21 protein-coding genes are annotated in these 20,293 nt (G+C 70.3%); 10 read left to right on the top strand and 11 right to left on the bottom strand.

The features are described from left to right. Nucleotides 1-154: 154 nt before the first annotated feature. Together U8D42_RS15580 and U8D42_RS15575 are read right to left on the bottom strand one after the other, a co-directional pair. The gene (locus U8D42_RS15580) at nucleotides 155-562 is read right to left on the bottom strand and encodes an STAS domain-containing protein (RefSeq protein WP_322859761.1); all 408 of its coding nucleotides are present in this window, start codon (nucleotides 560-562) and stop codon (nucleotides 155-157) included. 239 nt (nucleotides 563-801) lie between these two features. After that, nucleotides 802-1,659 (bottom strand): SDR family oxidoreductase, encoded by an 858-nt coding sequence (locus U8D42_RS15575; RefSeq protein ID WP_322860152.1) that lies wholly within the window; start codon nucleotides 1,657-1,659, stop codon nucleotides 802-804. A gap of 150 nt (nucleotides 1,660-1,809) precedes the next feature. Between U8D42_RS15575 and mbp1 the strand changes: the two genes are divergently transcribed. After that, nucleotides 1,810-2,046, top strand: a complete 237-nt coding sequence (gene mbp1 / locus U8D42_RS15570; protein WP_085243417.1) for a microaggregate-binding protein 1 — start codon at nucleotides 1,810-1,812, stop codon at nucleotides 2,044-2,046. 136 nt (nucleotides 2,047-2,182) lie between these two features. Beyond that, on the top strand, nucleotides 2,183-2,479 hold the full coding sequence (locus U8D42_RS15565) for a DUF3349 domain-containing protein (RefSeq protein ID WP_085243418.1): 297 nt from the start codon (nucleotides 2,183-2,185) through the stop codon (nucleotides 2,477-2,479). Nucleotides 2,480-2,489: 10 nt separating this feature from the next. Here U8D42_RS15565 and U8D42_RS15560 read toward each other — a convergent pair whose 3' ends face one another. From U8D42_RS15560 to U8D42_RS15550, 3 genes are read right to left on the bottom strand one after another with little or no spacing between them, the layout of a single operon-like run. After that, nucleotides 2,490-3,254: an endonuclease/exonuclease/phosphatase family protein gene (locus U8D42_RS15560; protein WP_322859762.1), complete on the bottom strand. Its 765-nt coding sequence runs from the start codon at nucleotides 3,252-3,254 to the stop codon at nucleotides 2,490-2,492. A gap of 57 nt (nucleotides 3,255-3,311) precedes the next feature. Continuing rightward, on the bottom strand, nucleotides 3,312-4,085 hold the full coding sequence (locus tag U8D42_RS15555; RefSeq protein WP_322859763.1) for a PIG-L deacetylase family protein: 774 nt from the start codon (nucleotides 4,083-4,085) through the stop codon (nucleotides 3,312-3,314). Nucleotides 4,086-4,093: 8 nt separating this feature from the next. Next, nucleotides 4,094-5,035, bottom strand: coding sequence for an acyl-CoA dehydrogenase family protein (locus tag U8D42_RS15550; RefSeq protein WP_085243421.1), 942 nt, complete (start codon nucleotides 5,033-5,035; stop codon nucleotides 4,094-4,096). Between the two features lie 299 nt (nucleotides 5,036-5,334). Here U8D42_RS15550 and U8D42_RS15545 point away from each other — a divergent pair, with 299 nt between their 5' ends. Next, complete coding sequence (locus U8D42_RS15545; RefSeq protein WP_322859764.1) at nucleotides 5,335-5,925, top strand: nucleotidyltransferase; 591 nt, start codon at nucleotides 5,335-5,337, stop codon at nucleotides 5,923-5,925. Here the strand turns inward: U8D42_RS15545 and U8D42_RS15540 are convergent. Further along, the gene (locus U8D42_RS15540) at nucleotides 5,919-6,176 is read right to left on the bottom strand and encodes a DUF7218 family protein (RefSeq protein WP_085243509.1); all 258 of its coding nucleotides are present in this window, start codon (nucleotides 6,174-6,176) and stop codon (nucleotides 5,919-5,921) included. The two genes, U8D42_RS15545 and U8D42_RS15540, sit on opposite strands and share 7 nt — an antisense overlap. Before the next feature lie 147 nt (nucleotides 6,177-6,323). Between U8D42_RS15540 and U8D42_RS15535 the strand changes: the two genes are divergently transcribed. Genes U8D42_RS15535 through U8D42_RS15525 form a run of 3 tightly spaced genes read left to right on the top strand, consistent with a single transcriptional unit; the run spans nucleotide 6,324 to nucleotide 9,933 of the window. Then, nucleotides 6,324-7,286: a chemotaxis protein CheB gene (locus tag U8D42_RS15535; RefSeq protein WP_431523774.1), complete on the top strand. Its 963-nt coding sequence runs from the start codon at nucleotides 6,324-6,326 to the stop codon at nucleotides 7,284-7,286. After that, nucleotides 7,279-8,037, top strand: a complete 759-nt coding sequence (locus tag U8D42_RS15530; protein WP_322859766.1) for an STAS domain-containing protein — start codon at nucleotides 7,279-7,281, stop codon at nucleotides 8,035-8,037. Before U8D42_RS15535 ends, U8D42_RS15530 begins: the two co-directional genes overlap by 8 nt. A gap of 54 nt (nucleotides 8,038-8,091) precedes the next feature. Continuing rightward, the gene (locus U8D42_RS15525) at nucleotides 8,092-9,933 is read left to right on the top strand and encodes a CheR family methyltransferase (protein WP_322859767.1); all 1,842 of its coding nucleotides are present in this window, start codon (nucleotides 8,092-8,094) and stop codon (nucleotides 9,931-9,933) included. 5 nt (nucleotides 9,934-9,938) lie between these two features. Here U8D42_RS15525 and U8D42_RS15520 read toward each other — a convergent pair whose 3' ends face one another. Then, a complete protein-coding gene (locus U8D42_RS15520) occupies nucleotides 9,939-10,829 on the bottom strand; it encodes a chemotaxis protein CheB (RefSeq protein WP_322859768.1) in 891 nt (296 codons plus the stop codon). Between the two features lie 183 nt (nucleotides 10,830-11,012). Between U8D42_RS15520 and U8D42_RS15515 the strand changes: the two genes are divergently transcribed. The 3 genes from U8D42_RS15515 (at nucleotide 11,013) to U8D42_RS15505 (ending at nucleotide 14,145) form a co-directional block, all read left to right on the top strand. Next, on the top strand, nucleotides 11,013-12,194 hold the full coding sequence (locus U8D42_RS15515; RefSeq protein ID WP_322859769.1) for a glycosyltransferase: 1,182 nt from the start codon (nucleotides 11,013-11,015) through the stop codon (nucleotides 12,192-12,194). A 42-nt stretch (nucleotides 12,195-12,236) separates the two neighbouring features. Beyond that, entirely contained in the window at nucleotides 12,237-13,325 is a 1,089-nt protein-coding gene (locus U8D42_RS15510) for a helix-turn-helix transcriptional regulator (RefSeq protein WP_322859770.1), read from the top strand. A 424-nt stretch (nucleotides 13,326-13,749) separates the two neighbouring features. Then, nucleotides 13,750-14,145 carry an STAS domain-containing protein gene (locus U8D42_RS15505; protein WP_322859771.1) on the top strand — a complete coding sequence of 132 codons (396 nt, stop codon included), beginning with the start codon at nucleotides 13,750-13,752 and terminating at the stop codon, nucleotides 14,143-14,145. Here the strand turns inward: U8D42_RS15505 and U8D42_RS15500 are convergent. Then, nucleotides 14,142-15,494: a flavin monoamine oxidase family protein gene (locus U8D42_RS15500; RefSeq protein WP_431523878.1), complete on the bottom strand. Its 1,353-nt coding sequence runs from the start codon at nucleotides 15,492-15,494 to the stop codon at nucleotides 14,142-14,144. The genes U8D42_RS15505 and U8D42_RS15500 overlap by 4 nt on opposite strands. 134 nt (nucleotides 15,495-15,628) lie before the next feature. On the opposite strand from U8D42_RS15500, the gene U8D42_RS15495 reads away from it, so the two are divergent. After that, nucleotides 15,629-16,585: an alpha/beta fold hydrolase gene (locus U8D42_RS15495; protein WP_322859773.1), complete on the top strand. Its 957-nt coding sequence runs from the start codon at nucleotides 15,629-15,631 to the stop codon at nucleotides 16,583-16,585. Here U8D42_RS15495 and U8D42_RS15490 read toward each other — a convergent pair. The 3 genes from U8D42_RS15490 to U8D42_RS15480 all read right to left on the bottom strand — a co-directional run bounded on the left by U8D42_RS15490 (nucleotide 16,580) and on the right by U8D42_RS15480 (nucleotide 20,282). Further along, nucleotides 16,580-17,926: a flavin monoamine oxidase family protein gene (locus U8D42_RS15490; RefSeq protein WP_085243513.1), complete on the bottom strand. Its 1,347-nt coding sequence runs from the start codon at nucleotides 17,924-17,926 to the stop codon at nucleotides 16,580-16,582. The two genes, U8D42_RS15495 and U8D42_RS15490, sit on opposite strands and share 6 nt — an antisense overlap. Nucleotides 17,927-18,015: 89 nt before the next feature. Next, entirely contained in the window at nucleotides 18,016-19,131 is a 1,116-nt protein-coding gene (locus U8D42_RS15485; protein ID WP_322859774.1) for a hypothetical protein, read from the bottom strand. Then, entirely contained in the window at nucleotides 19,131-20,282 is a 1,152-nt protein-coding gene (locus U8D42_RS15480; protein ID WP_322859775.1) for a phosphotransferase family protein, read from the bottom strand. The genes U8D42_RS15485 and U8D42_RS15480 overlap by 1 nt, the downstream gene beginning before the upstream one ends. Nucleotides 20,283-20,293 lie beyond the last annotated feature (11 nt).

Raw genomic sequence — 20,293 nt, 5'->3', positions numbered from 1 at the left:
ATCAATGCGGCCAGTGAACGTATGCGTTCACTAAGCGAATCATCAATTCCTGACGGCAACGTTGAGAATTCTTAAGGACCCCAGGGTGGTTCTTAAGAAACCGTGATCGACATCGTGACGGAATCGTGACCTGAAATCGGCGCCTTTGCAGCCTTCACGGGGTGCACACGGCGCCCTGGATCCGTCGAAGCGCGTCGGTGACCGAATCCGCCAGGGGCAAGCCGAGGCCGGTGACCAACCGGGTGAGCCGGCGCAGTGCGACGCCGCTGACCACCCCGTAGGGCACGCCGGCGAGCTGACAGTCGTCGCCGACCAGCAGCAGCACGTTCAGGGCCGCGCTGCCCAGGTAATCCACCCGGCCGAGGTCGAGGACCAGCGGGGCCCGCAGCCGCAGGAAACGGCGGATCGCCGCGGCGACCAGATCGGCGTTGGACGCGTCGATCTCGCCGGTGATGCGCAGCACGGTGGCGAGGCGGTGCGCCTGCACGCGCAGTCGCGCGCCGGCGCAATCGATTTCATAGCAGTGGAGTCGTTCTTCGACTCGATACGGTTGAGCAGTCATGTCGTCGCCCGTCGGATGTCGTGATGGTGGCGAGCGACCCGGTGTCCGCGCGGCCGCTCGAATGAGGGCAGCTGTGGATTCAACCTGAGATGACCATAGCGTCAATGCGGCCGCCAGGATACGGGAATGACTTCGCCCCGCGGTGTACTGCTCCGAAAAGCCCCGTCAACCAGCGGGTTCGGGCCGGCCGCGCCGAGGCGGGCCGAGAATTCTTCGTTTCCTGGCTTCGGGAGACCCGCTCACATCCGGGACAAGTCCGGTCGGTGCGACAATGCGTGGGCACCGTCGCCGTCCTGCGCGTGGCCGTCGGCACCGGCCGGGGGCAGCGACCGCAGCCAGGTCTCGACGTCGGGCCCGACCACCACCGCCCGTTCGGTGGCCAGCAGCGCCCCCGCGGCGAGCGCGGGAACGGCGGGCTTCACCGGCCGCACGGTACGGCTATCGCCTTGACGGGCAAGCACTTTCGAGGTCAGCTCGGGCAGGCGGATGGTCTCCGGGCCGGTGATGGTGCGCGGCGTCGGCGTCTGGCCCAGGGCCGTCTCGACGAGCACGTCGGCGACGGTGTCGGCGGCGATGGGCTGAATCAGCCAGTCCTCGACGATCACCTGGTCGCCGTCACCGTGCACCGGCCCCGGCGGGCCGGTGGCGGATTCGTACCATGGGGTCGACTTCACCACCGTGGTCGGGACGGGGCCGTCGAGCAGGATCTCCTTCGCCGCCCGTTTAGCCTCGAAATAGGGTGCGCCGTCGAAAGCCGGGTCGTCGATGCCGGCCATGGTCGAGACGACCAGTCGCTGGACGTCGCGGGCTGCGCACACACCCATGATGTTGCGCGCGGCGGTGACCAGAGCCTCGACGACGGTGGGCTGCCCATCGTGCGGCGCGGGGTTGGAGACGTCGATCGCGACGTCGACTCCCTTGAACGCCCGGTACAGGCCCTCCCCGCTGAGCAGGTCGATGCCATGCGCGCGGGAGATCTCGACGACGGCGACCTCCCGGGCCCTGAGCCTGGCGACGACGCGCGACCCGGCGGTGCCGGTCGCCCCGATCACGGCGATGGTGGTCAGAAGCCTCCCCCTCTTTCGTTGGTCGCTCAGCTTTACCCACTCGTTTGCGGTTGAAACGGCCCGATTGGGCCGCGGCCCCAACCCCGTGATCGCCCGCACACCGGCGGCGGCGTTTGGCGGGTCGGCCGGTGGGAACGCCGTAGGGACGAGTTGCTCAGTTAACCAAAGGGAGGTCAGTCCATGGGGGACGACAAGAGCGGGCCGCAGGAAGCCGTCCAGGGCGCCGTCGAGGGCGTCAAGGGCAAGGTCAAGGAGGTCGGCGGGGCCGTGCTCGGCCGCGATGACATGGTCAAGGAGGGGCAGGCCCAGCAGGACAAGGCCGACGCCCAGCGCGACGCGGGCAAGAAGGAGGCCGAAGCCGAGTCCGCGCGGGCCGGTGCGGAGGCCGCCGAGCAGCGCGAGAAGGAAAACCAGTAAGTCGCCGGCGAAGGGGTCCGGTCCGGCTGAGGGCCGGGCCCCTCCTGTCCGCTCCGCGGTTCAAACCCGGGGGCGGGGTTATCCCTGGCTAGAGCCGATCGCCGGGGTAGCGTGCGGTGGATTAGCGAGGTGGAAGATGCGCTTGACCGAACGGGTCTCGAGCCTTCTCGCGTTCCTGCGCGCGGGTTACCCGAGCGGGGCGCCGGCGCTCGGATACGCGCCGCTGCTGGCGCTGCTGCCGCGCCGGGTGTCCGACGACGAGGTCACCACCATCGCGACGAAATTGGCCGCGCCGAAACCTCCTTCGATCACCAACGTTGACGTCGGAGTGGCGATCACCCGGGTTACCGACGAGCTGCCCTCCGTCGATGAGATCGAGCGGGTCCGCCACCGGCTGAACGCGCTGGGATGGGTGGGGCGCCCCGGGGCCTGAGCGCCGCGATTCACCCGTGTGCGAGGTCGACGACCAGCGGCCGATGGTCGGAGATGCCCATGGGCTCGGCCTCGACGGCGCTGCCGCGCAAGCCGCGGTCGTCGGTCAAGATGTGATCGAGCTGGCGGTCGGGGGTCTCCGCCGGGAACGTCGCGGCCGAGGCCAACGCCCGCATGCCCGACCAGCGCCGCACCGTTTCGGGAGTCATGTTCAGGTCGCCGGTCAGCAGCCGCGGCCCCGGGAAGCCGCGCAGGTCGTGCACCAGCCTGCGTAGCTGGCGCCGATTCCAGCCGGGCACGAACGACAGGTGCGTGTTGGCCACCGTCAGCCCGCCCATCGGGGTGTGCAGCTGCGCGATGACCGCCGCCCTCGGCTCCTCGTCGACGATCATCACCCGGTTGGGCCCCGGCAGGTACATGGGAAAACGCATCGGAATGCGGGGCAGCCGCACCACCTGCCAGCTGGCCACCGGGTAGCGCGACAGCAATGCGATTCCGTAGGCCGCCGTCCCGGGCTGCTCGTGACCCGTGGCGGCCATCCACGTCGCCCCCGGGGTGCCGGAAATCGCTGCCACGAACCGGTGTTCGACGGCCCCCATGGCTTCGGCCGCCACCGCCGTGAGGTCGGCGCGGTCGGACCGGGGCTGATCGCAGTCGACCTCTTGCAGGCTCAACACGTCGGGATCGAGGCGGCGCACGCAGTCGCGCAGCCGCTGCAATTCCACCCCGTCGCCGACGGTGCGGCCGTGCAGGATGTTGAAGGTCGCCACGCGCATAGGGCTTCTCCTACCCACTTTCCCGGGCGGGCAGTCATGACCGCGAAGGATGCGCCCTCACCGGAACACGACCTCTCCCACGGCGAGCAGCCGCTGCAGGACGAATGGCGGCAGGACGGTCGTCCGTCCGGCACGGCTGGGCCCCAACCTGCTCCGATAGCATTGCGCCGCAAGGCGTTTGCGGTTGACGGCCCAGCCCGATGCGGGCACCGAGCGGGCGCGGTCCCACGGCACCGTCGGATCGGCGGGAGCGGCCCAGTGCCACATCCATATCGGATATTCGAGCAGCGCGACGCCGGTGTGCGCAGACGCCGCGGCCGCCGCCCGTCCCACGGCCTCATGATCGGGGTGCCCGTCTCCCCGCCAGGTCGCCGCGCACCAGGTGTCGGGGCCGGCGGCCGCCAGGATGCCGGCGAGCGACTCGGCGATCGCGTCCTCGTGGTCGGCCAGCTCGCCGCCGGGCAGGCCCAGCGAAACGGGTGGACTGACTCCCAAAACGTGGCTGGCCCTGCGCAATTCGTATCGACGCGTGGTCGCCAGACGAATCCGGCCGGACCGCGTGGCGCCGGGTTGGGCCGTGCCTCCGTCGCTGACCGAGACCACCCGGACGTCGACGTGCGAGGCGACCAGTTGAGCGATCGTCGCGCCCAGGCCGAGGGTTTCGTCGTCGGGGTGGGGGGTGACGACGATCAGGCGCGGGCACTCGCTCAGGTCGAGCGGCGGCACGGGGCTGCGCTCGAAAGCGGCCAGCCACAAGGGCGCCGGGGTCCCGCCGTGGGTGAGGGGCTTGGCGGCAAACCGGTCGCGGTTGCTGGTCGATGCGGTTCGCATGGCGCGCCTCAGGGCCGCCGGCCGGCCAGCTGCCCGAGTTCGGCGAGGTCCCGCTCGGCGTGGCTTTGCCGGATGTAGATGCTCAGGTCGGCGACCCGCTGGGCGTGCCGCCCGTCCTGGCAGAGCGGGCCGGGTCCCAGCGCGCGGCCGGTGCGGGTGATGGCTTCGTCGACCGCGTGTTCCACCACCGTGCGGACGCGGCGGGCCAGCAGCTGCGCGGTCCCGGCCCGGTCGAACGGATCGGAATCGACCTGGGTCGCCGCGACGGCCAGGATCGCGTCGCCGGCGGCCAACGCGGCGTCCACGGCGCCGAGGTGCGCCAACGAGTAGGCGTCGGCGGATTCGCTTGCGGCGCAACGATACAGGGGATCGGCAACCCTGCGCGCGCCACCGAGCCAGCAGGCGGCCACGCCGATCGCCGCGTGCCAGAACCCGGGCCGGTTCAGATAGTCGCCGGGATCGCCGACGGCGACCGCGTGGGTATTCGTGAACTGCACCGGCCGGGTGTCGCTGCCCGCCATTCCCGCGTTCCACCAGGTGCTGGGCAGGGGTTTGACCCCCGGATCCGTCACCTGAACGGCGAACAGGCCCGGCGTTCCGTCTTCGAGTCGGGCGGTCACCAGTGCGTGGGTGCAAAACCCGGCGCCCGAGCACCACACCTTCGTGCCCGTGAGGGTGAACGCGCCGTTGACGTCGGTGGCCGTCAACACCGCATCGGGCGACTCGGCGGTCCAGACGCCCCACAGTTGGCCGGATTCCGGGGGTTTACCGCCCAGTTCGTGCAGGATCGCGACGGCGTCCGCGTGGGCTTCGGCGACCCTGGCCGCCACGATGTTCTCTTCGGCCAGCGACGCCAGGCGCTGCCAGCGTTCGGCGGTGCGTCCGGAGGCGGGCAGCGGCAGCTCGAGCCGACCGGCGTCCAGCCAATGCCTGACCAAACCCGCCGTCACGCGCAATCACCCGCCACCGATCCCCCCAGTTGCCTGAGGCGGTCAGCGAACCCGTGTGGCGCCCGAGCCCGGGTTCGCGCCGACGTGATGACAAACGATTCGGTGACGCGGTGAAGGGGGTGGCCCGCCCACTGGATGCGGGCGGAGATCGGAGTGGCTGCGGCGTCACGCGCATGGAGCCAGGAGGCTGACATAACCATAAGATTTGCCCAAACGGCCGCAACTTAAACGGCTTACCCTCCCCGGCGCCGCGTCCGCGCAGGTTCCACCCGCCGCGGGCGGGGTATGACCTAGGCACGATGACCGCCCATGAGACCCATGTCGACCCACCCGCGTCCAGCACGCCGCTGCGGGAGGCGCTGCGGAGTGCGGCCTCGGCGCTCAAGGAGAACGGGCCCCGTTTCGCGTTGGCCGGCAGCTATGCGTTGTGGGCCTACGGGGCGCCCGAGCCCACCCACGACGTGGACCTGGTGGTGGCCGAGTCGGACGTGGACGACGCCGTGGCGACCCTCACCAGGGCGGGCTTCGCCGTCGAACGGCCGCCCGAGGACTGGCTGTTCAAGGCGCGCACCGGCGACACGGTCGTCGACGTCCTGCATCGCCTCAACGGCGTGCGGGTGGAAACGCCGACCCTGGACTGTGCCGAGCAGCACGACGTGCTGGCCGTCAGGATGCCCGTGCTGCCGCCCACCATGGTATTGATCCAGCAACTGCGGTCACTGGGCGAGCATTACTGTGACTTCGCCAGGCTGCTGCCCGCCGTGCGCGCGGTTCGCGAACGGCTGGACTGGGATCGGATCAGGACGCACACCGCCGATAACGACTACGCGGTCGCCTTCCTGGTGTTGGTCGAGCGACTCGGCCTCACCGGTGGTCGCGACGGTCAGTGATTGCGCAGCTTGGCTACCAGCTTGTCCTTCGTCAGGCTCGAATACCCGGAAATGCCAAGCTCTTTCGCGCGCTTCTTCAGCTGCGGGACGGTCCAGTCCTGATACGAGCCCGATTTGCCGCCCTTGCGGCCGACCGAGGACTTGCCCCGGGCGGCGGCCGCGTTGGAAATGCGGGCCGCTTTCTCCTTGGAGTCGCCCTGCTTGCGGAGGTCCTTGTACAACTTCTCGTTCTTGATCGACGAATTCGGCATCATCCATCCTTCCGTCCGAAGAGTCGAAGTCAGGATGCCCGCCCCGGCCGGGGTGAAAACGCCTGCCCGCGAGGCCGCAGCGGCCGATGCGCTCAGCTATCCCTCGCCGCCTGGGTTACCTGGCATTGATGCGGGTAGTCCGGGGTGATGATCGGGTCGATCGGCGGCAACGGCGAATTGCGCGGTGTGGTGGCGGTCGGTGCCTCCGCCGGGGGAGTGGAAGCGCTGTCGAGGCTGGCCGCGGGATTGTCGCGCGACATCCCCTACGCCTACGCCATCACCCTGCACATCCCGGCCGGTGCACCCAGCGTGCTGGCCCGCATCGTCGACCGCTCCGGCCCGCTGCCGGCCGCCGCGGCCGAAGACGGCGCGAAGCTCGAACCGGGGCGCATCTACGTGGCCCGCCCCGACCACCACCTGTTGGTCGCAGACCACCGCGTGGTGCTGTCGCCGGGGCCCACCGAGAACGGGCACCGCCCGGCGATCAACGCGCTGTTTCGCTCGGTCGCCCTGGCATACGGCCACCGCGCGGTGGGCGTCCTGCTCTCCGGCGTGCTCGACGACGGGGTGCTGGGCCTGGCCGCGATCCGCTCGCGCGGCGGCGTCACCATCGGTCAGTCACCCGATGACGCGCTGTTCCCGTCGCTGCCGACCAACGCGCGCGACGCCGGCCTGCTGGATCATCAGGCCGCGGCCGCCGACATCGGCGGCCTGCTCAAAGAGTTGTCGCACCAAGAGCGAGAGGATCCCGAGATGGAGCCCGGCGCCGCAATGGAATTGGAGAACCGCATCGCCATGATGTCGCGATTCTCGACCGATTTCGACACCCAGCAGCTGGGTGCGCCGTCGGGATACACCTGTCCGGACTGCAATGGCTCCCTGGTTTCCATCGACGAGGGCAACTTTCGCTGCCAGGTGGGTCACGCGTGGACGGCCGACGCGTTGCTGGCCGCGCGCGACGACGAAGTCGGACATCTGGCCGACCGGGCCGAGACCGGTCTGCTCAACCGGCGCTACACCAACCTCGCCGAGGAAACCGAACGGGCGCTGAAGGTCCTCGGCGAGCGGCCGCCGAACAATGCTCCGCGTGGCGGTGGGGCCGGTGGCTGAACCGCGCTCCGCCCTCCGCATCGCTACCGACGCGCAGCATGAGGTGCCGGTGCTGGTGGTCGAGGGCTTGCTGGACGGCTGCACGTACCGCGGTCTCCGCGATGCGGTGATCAAGGCGGCCCTGGACGAGCCCCGGGCGGTGATCGTCGACGTCAACCGGCTCGCCGTGCCGACGGCCTCGGCCTGGACGGTCTTCACGAGCGCGCGCTGGCATGTCAGCGTCTGGCCGGACGTCCCGATCCTGCTGGTGTGCTCGGAACCGGAGACGCGGCGGGCGATCGCCGCCGGTGGCGTGTCCCGGTACGTGCCGGTGCACCCCACCCGGGAGTCGGCGCTCAGCGCCCTCCGCAGCCGGTCGTTGCGGGTCCGCAGGCGGGCTCGCACCGAGCTTCCGCGCTCGCGCGGCAGCCTCGGCCTGGCCCGCGGGGTCGTCAGCGATTGGCTGACCGAATGGGGCAGCCGAGAGGTGATTCCCGTCGCCGCGACGGTGACCACCGTGCTCGTCGAGAACGTGCTCGACCACACCGACAGCGCGCCGGTGCTGATCGTCGAGAGCTTTGAGCACGCCGTCACGGTCGCGGTGGAGGATTGCAGCGACCGGTTGCCGGGTCGCCATGAAGACGCCGAACGCGGCGCCGAGATCGTGTCCGGCCTGGCCATTGTTTCCGCCCTGTGCCGGGTCTGGGGCAGCATCCCAACGCCGTCGGGTAAGACGGTGTGGGCGCTGGTCGGCCTTGAGAATCGACTCTGATCACGCGAGTAGTGTTCAAGTCCTTCGGCCACGCTCGAGGCGAACGGGACTGGAATGGACGGGACCACTGACGAGGCTTTCGAGGCCCTGCTGCGCTATATGCGGGACTCGCGCGGCTTCGACTTCACCGGCTACAAGCGCACCTCCCTGATGCGCCGGGTCCGTCACCGGATGGAGCAGGCGGGCTACACCTCCTTCGAGGAATACCTGGACTTCCTGCAGGCCAGTTCCGACGAATTCGCGGCGCTCTTCAACACCATCCTGATCAACGTCACCGCGTTCTTCCGCGACCCCGACGCCTGGGAATACATCGCCGCCGACGTCATTCCCCGGATGCTGGCCGAGCGCGGGCCGGGCGACCCGATCCGGGTGTGGAGCGCGGGATGCGCGTCCGGGGAGGAGGCCTACACGCTGGCCATGCTGCTGGCCGAGGCGCTGGGGCCCGAGGCGTTCCGCCAGCGCGTCAAGATCTACGCGACCGACATCGACGAGGACGCGCTGACCGAGGCGCGTGCCGCATCCTACGACGCCAAGGCCGTCGAGTCCGTGCCCGCTGACTTGCTGTCGCGCTATTTCGAACAGGTCAACGGCCGCTACGTCTTTCACAAGGATCTGCGCCGCGCGGTGATCTTCGGCCGCAACGACCTGGTCAAGGATGCGCCCATCTCCCGCGTCGATCTGCTGGTGTGCCGCAACACCCTGATGTACCTCAACGCCGAGACGCAACGAAACGTCGTGAGCCGCTTACATTTCGCGCTTGCGCCGCAGGGGACGCTGTTCCTCGGGCACGCCGAGATGCTGCTCAGCCACGGCGATCGGTTCACCCCGCTGAACCTGAAATACCGGATCTTCCGCAAGGCGATCGGCAGCCACCTCGGCCTCGAGCGCTACGACCCCGCCGGGGCGTTCTACGAACGCAACGTCGACCTGACGGGCCTGACGACGGTGCGGGACTTGGCTTTTCGTGCCAGCCCGGTGGCTCAGATCGTGGTCACGGGCGAGGACACCGTGGCGATGATCAATCAACAGGCCGAGACCTTGTTCGGGCTCTCGGCGCGCGACATCGGCCGGCTGCTGCGTGACCTCGAGGTGTCCTACCGTCCGGTGGAGCTGCGGGCCTATCTGGAGCAGGCCAAGGTGGAGCGCCGGTCGGCGCGGATCCAGGACGTCAAATGGCAGCGGCCCGGCGCCGAGACGGTGTGGTTCGAGATCCACGTCAACCCGCTGGTCGACGCCGAGAACGGGCTGCTCGGCGTGTCGATCGTGTTCTTCGACGTCAGCGCGACGCGCGCCCTGTTGGACAAGGTCGTTCAGACCAACCGCCAGCTGGAAGCGGCCTACGAGGAGCTGCAGTCCACCAACGAGGAACTCGAGACCACCAACGAGGAACTGCAGTCCACCGTGGAGGAACTGGAGACCACGAACGAGGAGCTGCAATCCACCAACGAAGAACTCGAGACCATGAACGAGGAGCTGCAGTCCACCAATGACGAGCTGCACACCATCAACGACATGCTGCGGGAGCGCAGCCTGGAGTTGGACGAGGCGAAGAGCTTCCTGGATTCGCTGGTCGACTCCGTTCGCATGGGAATGGTGGTGGTGGACCGCGAGATGAAGGTGATCCTGTGGAACCGCGGCTGTGAGGAGCTGTGGGGGCTGCGCTCCGAGGAGACGATTGGAACGAGGCTGACCGACTTGGACATCGGGCTGTCGTTGGAGACCGTGCGGCCGTTGATCGGCAACGCGTTCGTGGACGCGGACAGCTCGGGCGAGACGGAAGTGGACGCGGTCAACCGGCGGGGGCGGCCCACCCGGGTGCGCGTCATGTGCACACCGTTCCGGTCGGGCGAGGGGACGGTCCGGGGCGCGCTGCTGCTGATGGAGGCGCTGGTCTAGCCGCCTCAGTGCCCCCACCGCGCGGCCGCTTCCTCGGCCGCCTGGTGGGCCAGCTGCGCGCGGCGCCGCGACTCGGCGGCCCTGCGCCGCGCCGTCTCCACCGATTCTGCGGTGGCGCCGAATCCCGCGGACAGGTCCCGGCGCCTGCGGCGGAGCTCGGCGGCGCGCGAGGCGGCGATTTCGGCGCGGCCCGCCGCGCTGTTGACGACCTCGTCGCGCACCAGCCCCGCGACTCCCGGCTCCGGCGTGTCCGCGCCCGCGTCCTGCGTTGACGGTCCCCAGCACACCCCGCCGCCGTGGGACAGCCGCGCGGGCAGCGGCGCCCCCTCGACGATGTCCGCGAGCATGCGGCCGATCTGCTGGATCGGCAACACCAGGTCGGCCCCGGCCCGCGCCGCCGCCAGCGGCATCGACGAATACAGGGCGGTCTCCGGGCTCTCCGCGATGACGATGGCGCCGGCGCGCTTCATCGCCGCGGTGCCCGCGGCCCCGTCCTGCCCGGAGCCCGACAACACCGCCGCCACACTGCGCGGCCCGTAGGACTCGGCGACCGACCGCAGCAGCGCATCGAAGCGCCGCACCCCCACGGTGTTCGCGGCCCGCAGGCGACAACGGCCGCCCGGCGTCAACTCGAGGGACATCCCTGGGGGGCAGACGACCACGTGTCCCGCCGCCAGGGCCTGCCCGTCGCGCGCCCAACTGACTCGCCGCGCGCTCTGCCGGCGAAGAATCGTCGGCAGCACGCTGTCGTGGTTGCCGAGGTGCTGCTGCACGACGATCGCGGCCGGAAGCTCCGCCGGCAGGTCCGCCAAAACTCGGGACAGCGCGTCCAGGCCACCCGCCGACGCCAGCAGGATTACCAGCTCGACGACGGGCCGGTGCGCGTCGCTCGCCACCCGTCCAGTCTTCCAAATCGGCGGACGCGGCACAGTCCCGCGAGCGATCCGTTCGGGCCGGGCCCCGAAGGGTTGTCCGCAATGCGAAATGGTCGCGCCTCAGGCGAAGCGGCCGCGCCGCCGAGTTTTTGCCCCTACCGGGCCGGGTACGCCCCACGCCAACAGCGACGAAAAGGGGTCGATGTGAGGATTGCGATCGTCAGCGGCGACGACATCGTCGGTGACGACCCACAGCAACTGTCCGCCGCGCTCACCGCCCGGGGCCACGAGGTCACCCGGTTCGTCCGCCACAATGGCCGCCGGGCTGCGGGGACGAGCGCGGACGGTCGCACGGTATCGGTCGGCGCGGGCCCCCGGGCGGCAAAGTCCGTCCCGGACGTGCTGCCCTACGTCGGTGACTGGGCGGCCGCACTCGCCGGCCAGTGGGCGGCCGAGCCGCCCGACGTCGTGCACGCCTACGGGTGGCTCGGCGGTCTGGCCGCGCAACTGGCCGCGCGGCGGCAAGCCGTGCCCACCGTCCAGACCTTCCTGGGACTGGCCGCCCCCAACCGGGCCGACGCCGCCGGGGGAGCGCCGCAGGAGGAGGGCGAACGGCTTCGCATCGAACCGCTGCTGGCGCGCAGCGCGACGTGGGTGACCGGCGAGAGCTCCGATGACGTCGAAGCGCTGAGCCGGCTGCGCCGGGGCCGCGCCCGGGTGTCGGCCTTGACCAGCGGTGTCGACGTCGAGCGATTCAACTCGAGCGGGCCGGCGCCGGCCCGAACCGACCTGCAGCGTGTCCTTTGCCTGGCGCCGAACCCGCTGCCGCACAACGGCTTCGACATCGCCATCGACGCGCTGCGCAGGGTTCCCGCCACCGAGCTGGTGGTGGCCGAGACCGCCGCCACCAACCGGGCGCACGACGACGCGCGGGCCCGGCTGCACCACCTGGCCGCCAGGCTGGGGGTCGACGACCGGGTTCGCTTCGCGGGCACCGTCGCCGGTGACGAGCTGCCGATGCTGCTGAGATCCGCCGACGTGGTCGCGTGCACGCCCCGGCGGCCACCGCGTGCCACAGCGGTGCTGCAGGCGATGGCCAGCGGCGTGGTGGTGGCGGCGTTCAGGGCCGGGGTGCTCAAAGACGCGGTGGTGGACAACGTCACCGGCCTGCTGGTGTCGCCGGAATCGTCCGTCGGATTGTCCGCCGCGTTGAGAAGCATTCTGCCGCAAAGCTTTCAATGTGAGAGCATGGGCGCGGCGGGCCGCAGTCGCGCCGTGTCGCGCTACGCCTGGGACCGGATCGCGCTTGACGCGCTCAACATCTACCGCCAGGTCGCGGCGCTACGCTGGACGCCGGCGCGCTTGCAGTCATCCGGTGTCCGGTGATGCAATGATGACAGCGCGAAACCCTTGGAGGGGCCGCAGACTATGACCGCCATGACGAGCACCACGGACAGCACCGGCCCCGGCGGGGTCACCGGTGCCACCGGTCGACGGCCCGGGCCGGGCCAACCCGACCCCCCGCCTGCTGCCGGTGATGCCGGACTACGGGCAGGCGTTGCAGACTGGGCGGTTCGGTTCGACCAGTTCCGCACCGTCGACGCGCAGGCCGCGCGGCGATTCTTTGCCGGCGTCTACACCCCCGGTTGGCGCATCACCGGGCTGATGGGCCGCTCGGCCGTCTCCCATCGCCGTTGCGAAGCCGGCTCCATGACGGTGGACGACGTGACGATCCAGGGGCGCGTCGCGCTGGAGATTCCGGCCTCCGAGGGCGTCGTCGTGATCCAGCCCCGCGCGGGGTCGACGAGCGTTGCCGGCGGCCCCCTCACGGCGGTGGACTTCCCGGTGCTGGTCGCTCCCGAGATGCCGTGCGTGTTGCAGTGCAACGAGTCGCGGTTCGATGTGGTGAGCATCCCCGCCGAGGTGCTGCACAGGGTCGCCGCGGATTGGCGCGCGCCGTTACCCCAGCAGATCCACTTCCGGGACTGGCGCCCGCGCTCGCGCGCCGCCGTGCGGGCGTGGCATCGGGCGCTGGACTATGTGGTGGGGATGTTGGACGCGCCGGACACGGCCCACCAGCCGCTGATCGTGGCGGGGCTGGCTCCGCTGCTGGCCGGCGCGCTGCTGGAATGTTTCCCGTCCAGCGTCACCGAGCAGGATCTGGTCGACGAGCCGGCGTTGCCCGAAACGCTCAAGGAAGCAGTGTCTTTCATCCATCGTCACGCCGCCGCCGACGTCAGCATCAACGATGTCGCGGCCACGGTGCATCTGACGCCCAGGGCGGTGCAGTACCTCTTCCGCCGCCAGCTCGCCACCACGCCAACGGAATACATTCGCCGCGTGCGCCTCAGCCGCGCCCATCAAGAGCTGCTGGCGGGGGCGCCGTCCGAAACCACCGTCACCGAAATCGCCCAGCGGTGGGGGTTCGCGCACACCGGAAGGTTCGCGGTGCTGTATCGGCAGACGTACGGCCAGAGCCCGCACACCACCCTGCGGCACATGACCCCGCAGTCGTAGCGACACGCCGTCAAGCCGCAGGTCAGCAACGTCGCGTTCACCGTGCGTCACCTTCGCGCCACGGCCGCGACGCGAACACGCCGAAAGTTGTTTTTTCCCACCCCGTGTCGTCGGGGTAACCCCTGGTCGGCCGCCGATTACGGGTAGAACGGAAGTTGCCAGCCGGCGCCGAGGTGCGCCGGCGGCCGCCGTAGCCGGTAAGCTTTGGTCAGGTTGAGTCCCCAGCTGCCGTTATCAACGGGCGCCACTCGGACACCGTCGTCGCTCGCCCTGCTCACTATCAAGCCTGAAGGGCGCACAACCCATGACTGCTTCACCCGACCTATGTACACCCCGGGCACCTGCCCCCGAGCTGCTTGGCCAACCGCGCAGCCGCTACCGAATCGATTGCGCCGCAGCGCAAATCCATGTCCACGCCCGCAGCGTGGCCACCGTCTTGCGCATCGACGGTGAAGTCGATGCATCCAACGCCGAGCTGATCACCGAGGCGATTCGCCGGTTTTCGCGGCTGAAGGCCCCGCTGGTGCTCGACCTCAGTGGCTTGGACTTCCTTGCCGGCTCGGGCCTGCGCGCGCTGCTGGTGCTCAACGAGGAACACCGCCGGGCCCAGCTGCGGTCCAGCGTCGTCAGCGGGCCGGCGTTGCGCCGGCTCACCCGCGTCGTGACCGATCACGGCCTGCCGATCGCCGATTCGGTCGCCGCGGCCCTTGCGCACATCGAGGGCGCGACGGCGGCCCGGCGTCGGCTGGTTTCGGACCCGGCCCGCCAACACGAGCCGCAGCGCCACACGTCGGCGCGGCTTCGGGGACTGGCGTCCTAGGGGCCCAACCGGTGCATCAACTGCTCGGCGGCGTACCGGCCGCTGGCCAGGGCGCCGTGCACGGTGCCCGGATTGTCGACACCTACCGCCTCGCCCGCCAGGTAGAGCCGGTCGCTGACGGGGTCCTGCAGTCGGCGGCGGTCGTCGAGGCCCGAACCCGGAGCGTGAAAAGAGTAGGCGCCGCGCGCATACGGGTCGGCGCTCCAGTTCGACGTCTTGACCGCCACCGGCGAGACGTCGCCGAACAGCCGGCGAGCGACGGGTAGCGCGCTCGCCATCAGCTCGCGCGGTGGCGCGGCCTCGGCGGCGCGGCCGCGGTGACCGGCGTTGAGCGCCAACACGATCGGGCCCGCCGCGGCCGGCATGGTGAACCACTGGGCCCACCGGCCGCCGTCGGCCGCGAGGTATTGGTAGAAGGCGTTGTCCGCCGTCCAGCCGCGCCGGTCGAACCGGAAGAAACTCTTGGACAGCACCCCGAATCCCAGGGCTTCCACCGCGCGGCCGTGGTGGTCGGGCAGGGGCGGATCGAACGCGATCGCCCCGGCTTTGAGCACGCCGAGCGGCACCGTGACGATGGCGGCGGATCCCCGCAACGACCGATTCTTTGCCCGCACGACGACGGAGTCGTCCCGCTGCGCGATCGCGGTCACCGGCGTGTTCAGCTCGATCCGAAGGCCGTTGGCCAGCAGCCTCGGCAGGGCGTCGTAGCCGTTGGTGATGACAACCTGATCGCCGCCGGTGTAGTCGCCCTCGTCAAAGGTGATGGCCGACAACTGATCCGCGTCGGCGGCGAACTCGTCCTCGATCTCGGTGGTGAGGTAGAAGGCCAGCTGGGCGCGGTCGGAGGTGGACAGTGCTGCGCCGCCGACCGCGGCGCTGACGGCGGCGGCCAGGCTGCCGCCGCCGGCTTGGTAACGCGCCCGCTCCACAAAGGCGCGCCATAGCGTCGGGTCGTAGTCGAGCGGCGCAAGGTCGGGATCGATCACGAGCCTGGTCCAGCTGTAATAGTCGGTTGTGACCAGCTCCGCCCGGGCTTGCCGCGCCAGCGCCACCAGCGGGTTGCCGGCCGTTCCGTGGATCCACGACGCGCCCATTTCCAGCGGGGCGCCCCAGTCGCGGTCGGTGTGGACCCGGCCGCCGACGCGGTCGCGGGCTTCGATCACCCGAACCGGCCATCCGGCGTCGGCGAGGCTGCGCGCGGCGGACAGACCCGCCATCCCCGCGCCGATGACCAGGACCGACCGGGTGTCCGGCCGCGACGGTTGCGCCGGCGGGCGGTGGGCGCAGGCGGCCATCAGCCCGCCACCGGCCAAACCCGTGGTGGCCGCGATGAATTCCCGACGGGACATCGGGTACACGGGTGTTAGCGTCTCACATCAGAATCGTTTGCCGGATTTACCGAATCCGAACGGATCTTGCGGATAAACTTCCCAAAGTCCTTAACTGCGGCGACGGGGCCGGGTTTGGAAGGGGGGGTGCGGTCATGAGCGCTCGACGATCGGCTCGCGCGGTCGACCCCTACCCCGACGTTTTGCCGCCCAGTCAGACCGTCGCGGTCCGGGCGACCGACGGCACCCGGTTGCACGCCGAGGTCTTCGGGCCGCCCGACGGCTACCCGATCGTCCTGACGCACGGCATCACGTGCGCCATCCGGGCCTGGGCCTACCAGATCGCCGACCTGGCCAACGATTACCGGGTGATCGCCTTCGATCACCGCGGCCACGGGCGCAGCGACATGCCCCGGCGCAACGAATACAGCCTGAAACACCTTGCTTCCGACCTGAATTCGGTGCTGGATGCGACGTTGGCGCCGCACGAGCGCGCGGTGCTGGCCGGACATTCGATGGGCGGCATCACCATCGCCGCGTGGTCTGCGCGGTACCGGCACATGGTGCCCCGGCGCGCCGACGCGGTCGCGCTGATCAACACCACGACCGGGGACCTGGTCCGCGAGGTGCAACTGCTGTCGGTGCCACGCGGGCTGTCCCCGGCCCGGGTGGCCGCCGCCCGCGCGCTGATCCACGCGTTCGGTGGGTTCCCGATCCCGAGTGCGGCCCGCATCCCGAGCCGCTACATCGTCGGAATGCTGGCGGTGGGCCGGGACGCCGACCCGAACGTGGCCAGGATCGTCCACCGGTTCTTCGAGCAGACCTCACCCGCGGGGCGCGCCGGCTGCGCGCGGATGCTGGTCGCCGCGCTGGGGTCGCGGCACCTGGAGCTGGACGGTTTGACGGTGCCGACCCTGGTCATCGGCAGCGAACGCGACCGGCTCACCCCGATCAGCCAGGCCCGCCGCATCGCGGGCACCGCGCCCAACGTGGTCGGTCTGGTCGAGCTGCCCGGCGGCCACTGCTCGATGCTGGAACACCCGCGCGAGGTCAACCGCCACCTGAGGGCGCTCGCCGAATCGGTGACCAAGGACGTGCGGATCAGTTCATAGCAGGGCGGTGATCTCGGCGGCCGCGCGCTGGCCGGACCGCACGGCCCCGTCGAGGAACCCGGTCCATTCGTCCGCGGTCTCGGTGCCGGCCCAGTGGATGGGGCCGACCGGCTCGCGCAGCCACGGCCCGAACCGGGTCCACGACCTCGGCGGGACCGCGGCGGTGGGTCCGCCGGGCGCGAATTCCTCCGCGCCCCAACAATGGTCGACATAGTCGAGCGGTTTGAGCGCGTCGTCGCCGAACAGCGTCGCAAAGCAGCGCAGCGTGTCGTCGCGGCGCTGCTCCGGGGAGAGCGAGTCGAACGCGCGCGCGTCGACGAACCCCATCAGGACACCGGGCCCGTCGGCGTGCGGGCTGACGTCGAAGGTGATGAAAACCGGCCCGCTGTCGGACAGGGCCTGACCCGAGAAGCCGTTGGTCCGCCAAAAGGGCGTGGAATAGGCGGCGTAGGCCTTGCTGAGCCGGCCCTGCGGCCAGTGCTGGGCCAGTTGGTGGTATTCGGCGGGCAGCGGAGGCGCGAACTCGATCGACGCCCGATGGGCGGGCGGCACCGCGACGACCACGAACCCCGCCTCCGCCTGGCCGACGTCGGTGGTGACCGTCACCCCGGCGCCGTGCCGGTCGATGCGCCGGACCGGCGCGCCCAGCACGACGCGCGTGCCCAGCTCGGCGGCCGCGGCCTCGGCGATCTGCTGCGTGCCGCCCGGAAAACGGTCCTGTTGGGCGCCGTTTTCGACGTCGAGCAGCCGGTCCAGGCCACCGGCCGCGTGCGTGTAGCGGGCCGCGTGCAGCATCGACACGTCGTCGGGTTCGCATCCCCAGGTCACCCGCGCCACGATCGCCAGCAGGTCGCGCGACGAGGCGGTGGCGCGCACGGACCGCAGCCAGCCGCCGAGCGACACGTCGTCGAGCTCGCGCGCACGGCGCGCCTCCCACGGCGCCGACAGCGGGACGCTGCGGGCGAGCCGGTCGAATTGCCAACGCAGCCGGCCGATGTCGAGCAGCCCGGTCAGCGAGAGCTTGGGGATGGTGCCCCGGTAGGAGTGCGTCCAGCCGCGCCAGTGGATGACGTTCTTGCCGTCGTGGTGGGTGGGGATGGTCGGCACGTCGAGTTCGGCGGCGAGCGCCAGGACCGCGTCCTGGGTGGGGCCGACGAAGGTGCCGCCGAGATCGGCGGGCAAACCCGCCACGCTGCCGGTGAAGGAGCGGCCCCCGACGCGGTCGCGGCCCTCGAAGACCACCACGTCGTGGCCCTGGCGGGCCAGCTCGCGCGCCGCGGCAAGTCCGGCAAAGCCTGCGCCGACCACGACAACGTCGACAATCCACGGCGGGTTTGGCACGCGCACCAGTCAACCCCAATTTTCGCGGTTTCGTGCGCCAAACGCCGCCCCGGTTTCATCTCGGAAGGGGGCCGACGTTCGCGGGCCGCCTAGGGGGCGACGGTGAGCCAGTCGGCGAACCCGGATGGGTCGTGGCGGCCCAGCGCGCCGTGCTCGTAGAGGCCCCAGCCCTCTTTGGGCTCCCCGTCGCCGTCGCGGCACACCGCGCGCCCGACGTGGTCGATGACCCCGAATCCGGACCGCGCGACGATCGCCGGGTCGGTCATGTCGTAGGTCAGGCGTTCGACGAACTTCTCGCCCTTCCACATGCCGTGCAGCCAGTCCGAGTCGCCGCCGTAGCCGCCGCCGACGTGGATGGGCACCGGCAGCTTGGACTCCACGTCGAAGCGCACCGGCGTCCCGTCGGGGGCGGTGGCGTCGATGGTCGCCCCGGTGGGGATGCGGGTGCCGGAGCGGTAGTGGATCTTGACCCGGGGCCAGCCCAGCTGCTCGACGCGTCCGTCGCGCCAGATCCGGGTGCAGTCGTTGAGCGAGCGGAAGCCGTTGGGTTCCTCCTGGATGATCAGCACGATGGCGAAGTCGTCGAACGCCATCGGCACGTACAGCCACCACATGCCCTCGAAGGGCGGGTCGGCGGGCCGCCCGGCGGGCTCGGGCTCGCCGATCGGCCGGATGCCCCACGACCGGTCGCGGCTGCCGAGCCAGATCGCGGGGTCGACGGCGATCTCCTCGCCGTCGACGGAGATGCGGCCGCTCCAGCTGCCGAGCTGGGCGAACCGCTGGGCGTCCAGCGTCACCCGGTTGCCCGACCGCAGGACGTGCGGCTGTTCCTGCACGACGTCGAACAGGCCCTGCCAGGTGAGATCGGCTGCGATGCCTTCGGTTTCGTCGAGGACCAACCGCAGCTTGCGCAGCGGCTCGATCACCTCGATCCGGTAGCCGTTGACATGCTGGTTGAGCCGGTCGGAGTCGATCGCGTCGCACAGGTGCACCGCGGTCTGGGTGTCCCCGCGCCGCACCAGGAAGAACGCGTCCTTGACGCCCAGGTTGGGGTAGTAGCCGATGCCGCTGATGACGAAGATGTCTCCGGTGCGGTCGTGTGCGTTGAAGTAGGAGCGATCGTAGAAGTTCCGGTCCGAGGATCCCGGCCATGCGATCGGCTGCGGAATCTGGTGAACCGGGAACTCGTCGAGCGGTCCGAGCATCAGTGGTCCTCTCCCGTGGGGCCCTCGCCGATCAGGCTTCGCATCAACCCGGCGTGGTAGAACAGCGACTCGACGTCCTCGGGTTTCTCGGTTTCCCCGAAGTGCACCCGGCGCGCGCCGGTGCGCATGAACACGCAGGCCCACATGACGCCCGAGTAGACGTAGAACCAGCGCAGGTCGCCGACTTCCACGCCGGTCAGCCGTTCGTAGGTGGCGCGGACGTCGTCCTCGCGCATCACCGCGGGCAGGCCCGGCAGCCCCGCCAGGCCGGTGAGCTCCTGAAACACCATGTGCGCGTAGATCATCCACGCCACGTCGAGTTCGCGTGGGCCCAGGGTGACCATCTCCCAGTCCAGCACCGCCACCGGCGCGAAGTCGCGGTACAACACGTTGCCCACCCGCGCGTCGCCCCACAGCAGCACGGGTTCCCGCGTGGCGGCCTCGGCCGGCCAATGGTCCTCGAGCCAGGCGAAGGTCCGCTCCAGCAGCGGTGAGCGCCCGATGTCGGGCACCGCGAAGTCGTACCAGGACCGCACCCAGTTGAAGTGCCGGCGCAGCGCGGTGTCGCCCTGCTGGCCGTCGGACAGGAAGCCGAACGTCTTCTCCGCGTTGGGGATCGAATGCAACCTGGCGAGCACGCCGACGGTTGCGTCCTGCAGCTCGCGCTGCCGCTCGGCCGGGGCGTCGGCGAACCAGTTGTTGCCGAACGTGTAGGGCATCACGTCCGGCGGCACCACGCCGTCGACGTAGTCCATCACGAAGAAGGGGGTGCCCAGCACGTCGCCGGTGGGCTCGAGCCAGCGCACGGGCGGGACGGGGACGTCGGTGAGTTCGCCGACCTTGCGGATGACCTCGAATTGGTGGTCCAGCCGATAGGTGGGGAACACCTGCACGTCCTCGGCGGCCGGCGCCACCCTGGTCACCAGCTTCTGTTCGGTGGGCTTGCCGTCCTGCTGCCACCGGGCCGTCAGGATGATGGTTTCCGACGACATCCCCGTCGAGTCGACGCCGCTTTCGACGGTGACCTCCGGCGCCGCCCCGGCGGGCAGCACGGTCGACAGCCAATTCGACATCACCGCGGGTAGCGTCGTGATGTCTCTGCTGGACCGCTGAAGCCGGTCGACCTTGTCGAGCACGGGTTCATTGGCCACGGGTGCCTCCA

It is taken from the genome of Mycobacterium europaeum, assembly GCF_034555895.2.
GTDB lineage: Bacteria > Actinomycetota > Actinomycetes > Mycobacteriales > Mycobacteriaceae > Mycobacterium > Mycobacterium europaeum.
Note: the sequence above shows the minus strand (reverse complement) of the source record. Positions and strands in the feature narration are given on the sequence as shown.

Coding starts and splice junctions, on each gene's coding strand:
- mbp1 (WP_085243417.1), top strand. CDS start 1,810: ATGGGGGACGACAAGAGCGGGCCGCAGGAAGCCGTCCAGGGCGCCGTC.
- U8D42_RS15580 (WP_322859761.1), bottom strand. CDS start 562: ATGACTGCTCAACCGTATCGAGTCGAAGAACGACTCCACTGCTATGAA.
- U8D42_RS15560 (WP_322859762.1), bottom strand. CDS start 3,254: ATGCGCGTGGCGACCTTCAACATCCTGCACGGCCGCACCGTCGGCGAC.
- U8D42_RS15525 (WP_322859767.1), top strand. CDS start 8,092: ATGGACGGGACCACTGACGAGGCTTTCGAGGCCCTGCTGCGCTATATG.
- U8D42_RS15565 (WP_085243418.1), top strand. CDS start 2,183: ATGCGCTTGACCGAACGGGTCTCGAGCCTTCTCGCGTTCCTGCGCGCG.
- U8D42_RS15500 (WP_431523878.1), bottom strand. CDS start 15,494: ATGTCCCGTCGGGAATTCATCGCGGCCACCACGGGTTTGGCCGGTGGC.
- U8D42_RS15555 (WP_322859763.1), bottom strand. CDS start 4,085: ATGCGAACCGCATCGACCAGCAACCGCGACCGGTTTGCCGCCAAGCCC.
- U8D42_RS15510 (WP_322859770.1), top strand. CDS start 12,237: ATGACCGCCATGACGAGCACCACGGACAGCACCGGCCCCGGCGGGGTC.
- U8D42_RS15485 (WP_322859774.1), bottom strand. CDS start 19,131: ATGCTCGGACCGCTCGACGAGTTCCCGGTTCACCAGATTCCGCAGCCG.
- U8D42_RS15535 (WP_431523774.1), top strand. CDS start 6,324: ATGATCGGGTCGATCGGCGGCAACGGCGAATTGCGCGGTGTGGTGGCG.
- U8D42_RS15545 (WP_322859764.1), top strand. CDS start 5,335: ATGACCGCCCATGAGACCCATGTCGACCCACCCGCGTCCAGCACGCCG.
- U8D42_RS15495 (WP_322859773.1), top strand. CDS start 15,629: ATGAGCGCTCGACGATCGGCTCGCGCGGTCGACCCCTACCCCGACGTT.
- U8D42_RS15540 (WP_085243509.1), bottom strand. CDS start 6,176: ATGCCGAATTCGTCGATCAAGAACGAGAAGTTGTACAAGGACCTCCGC.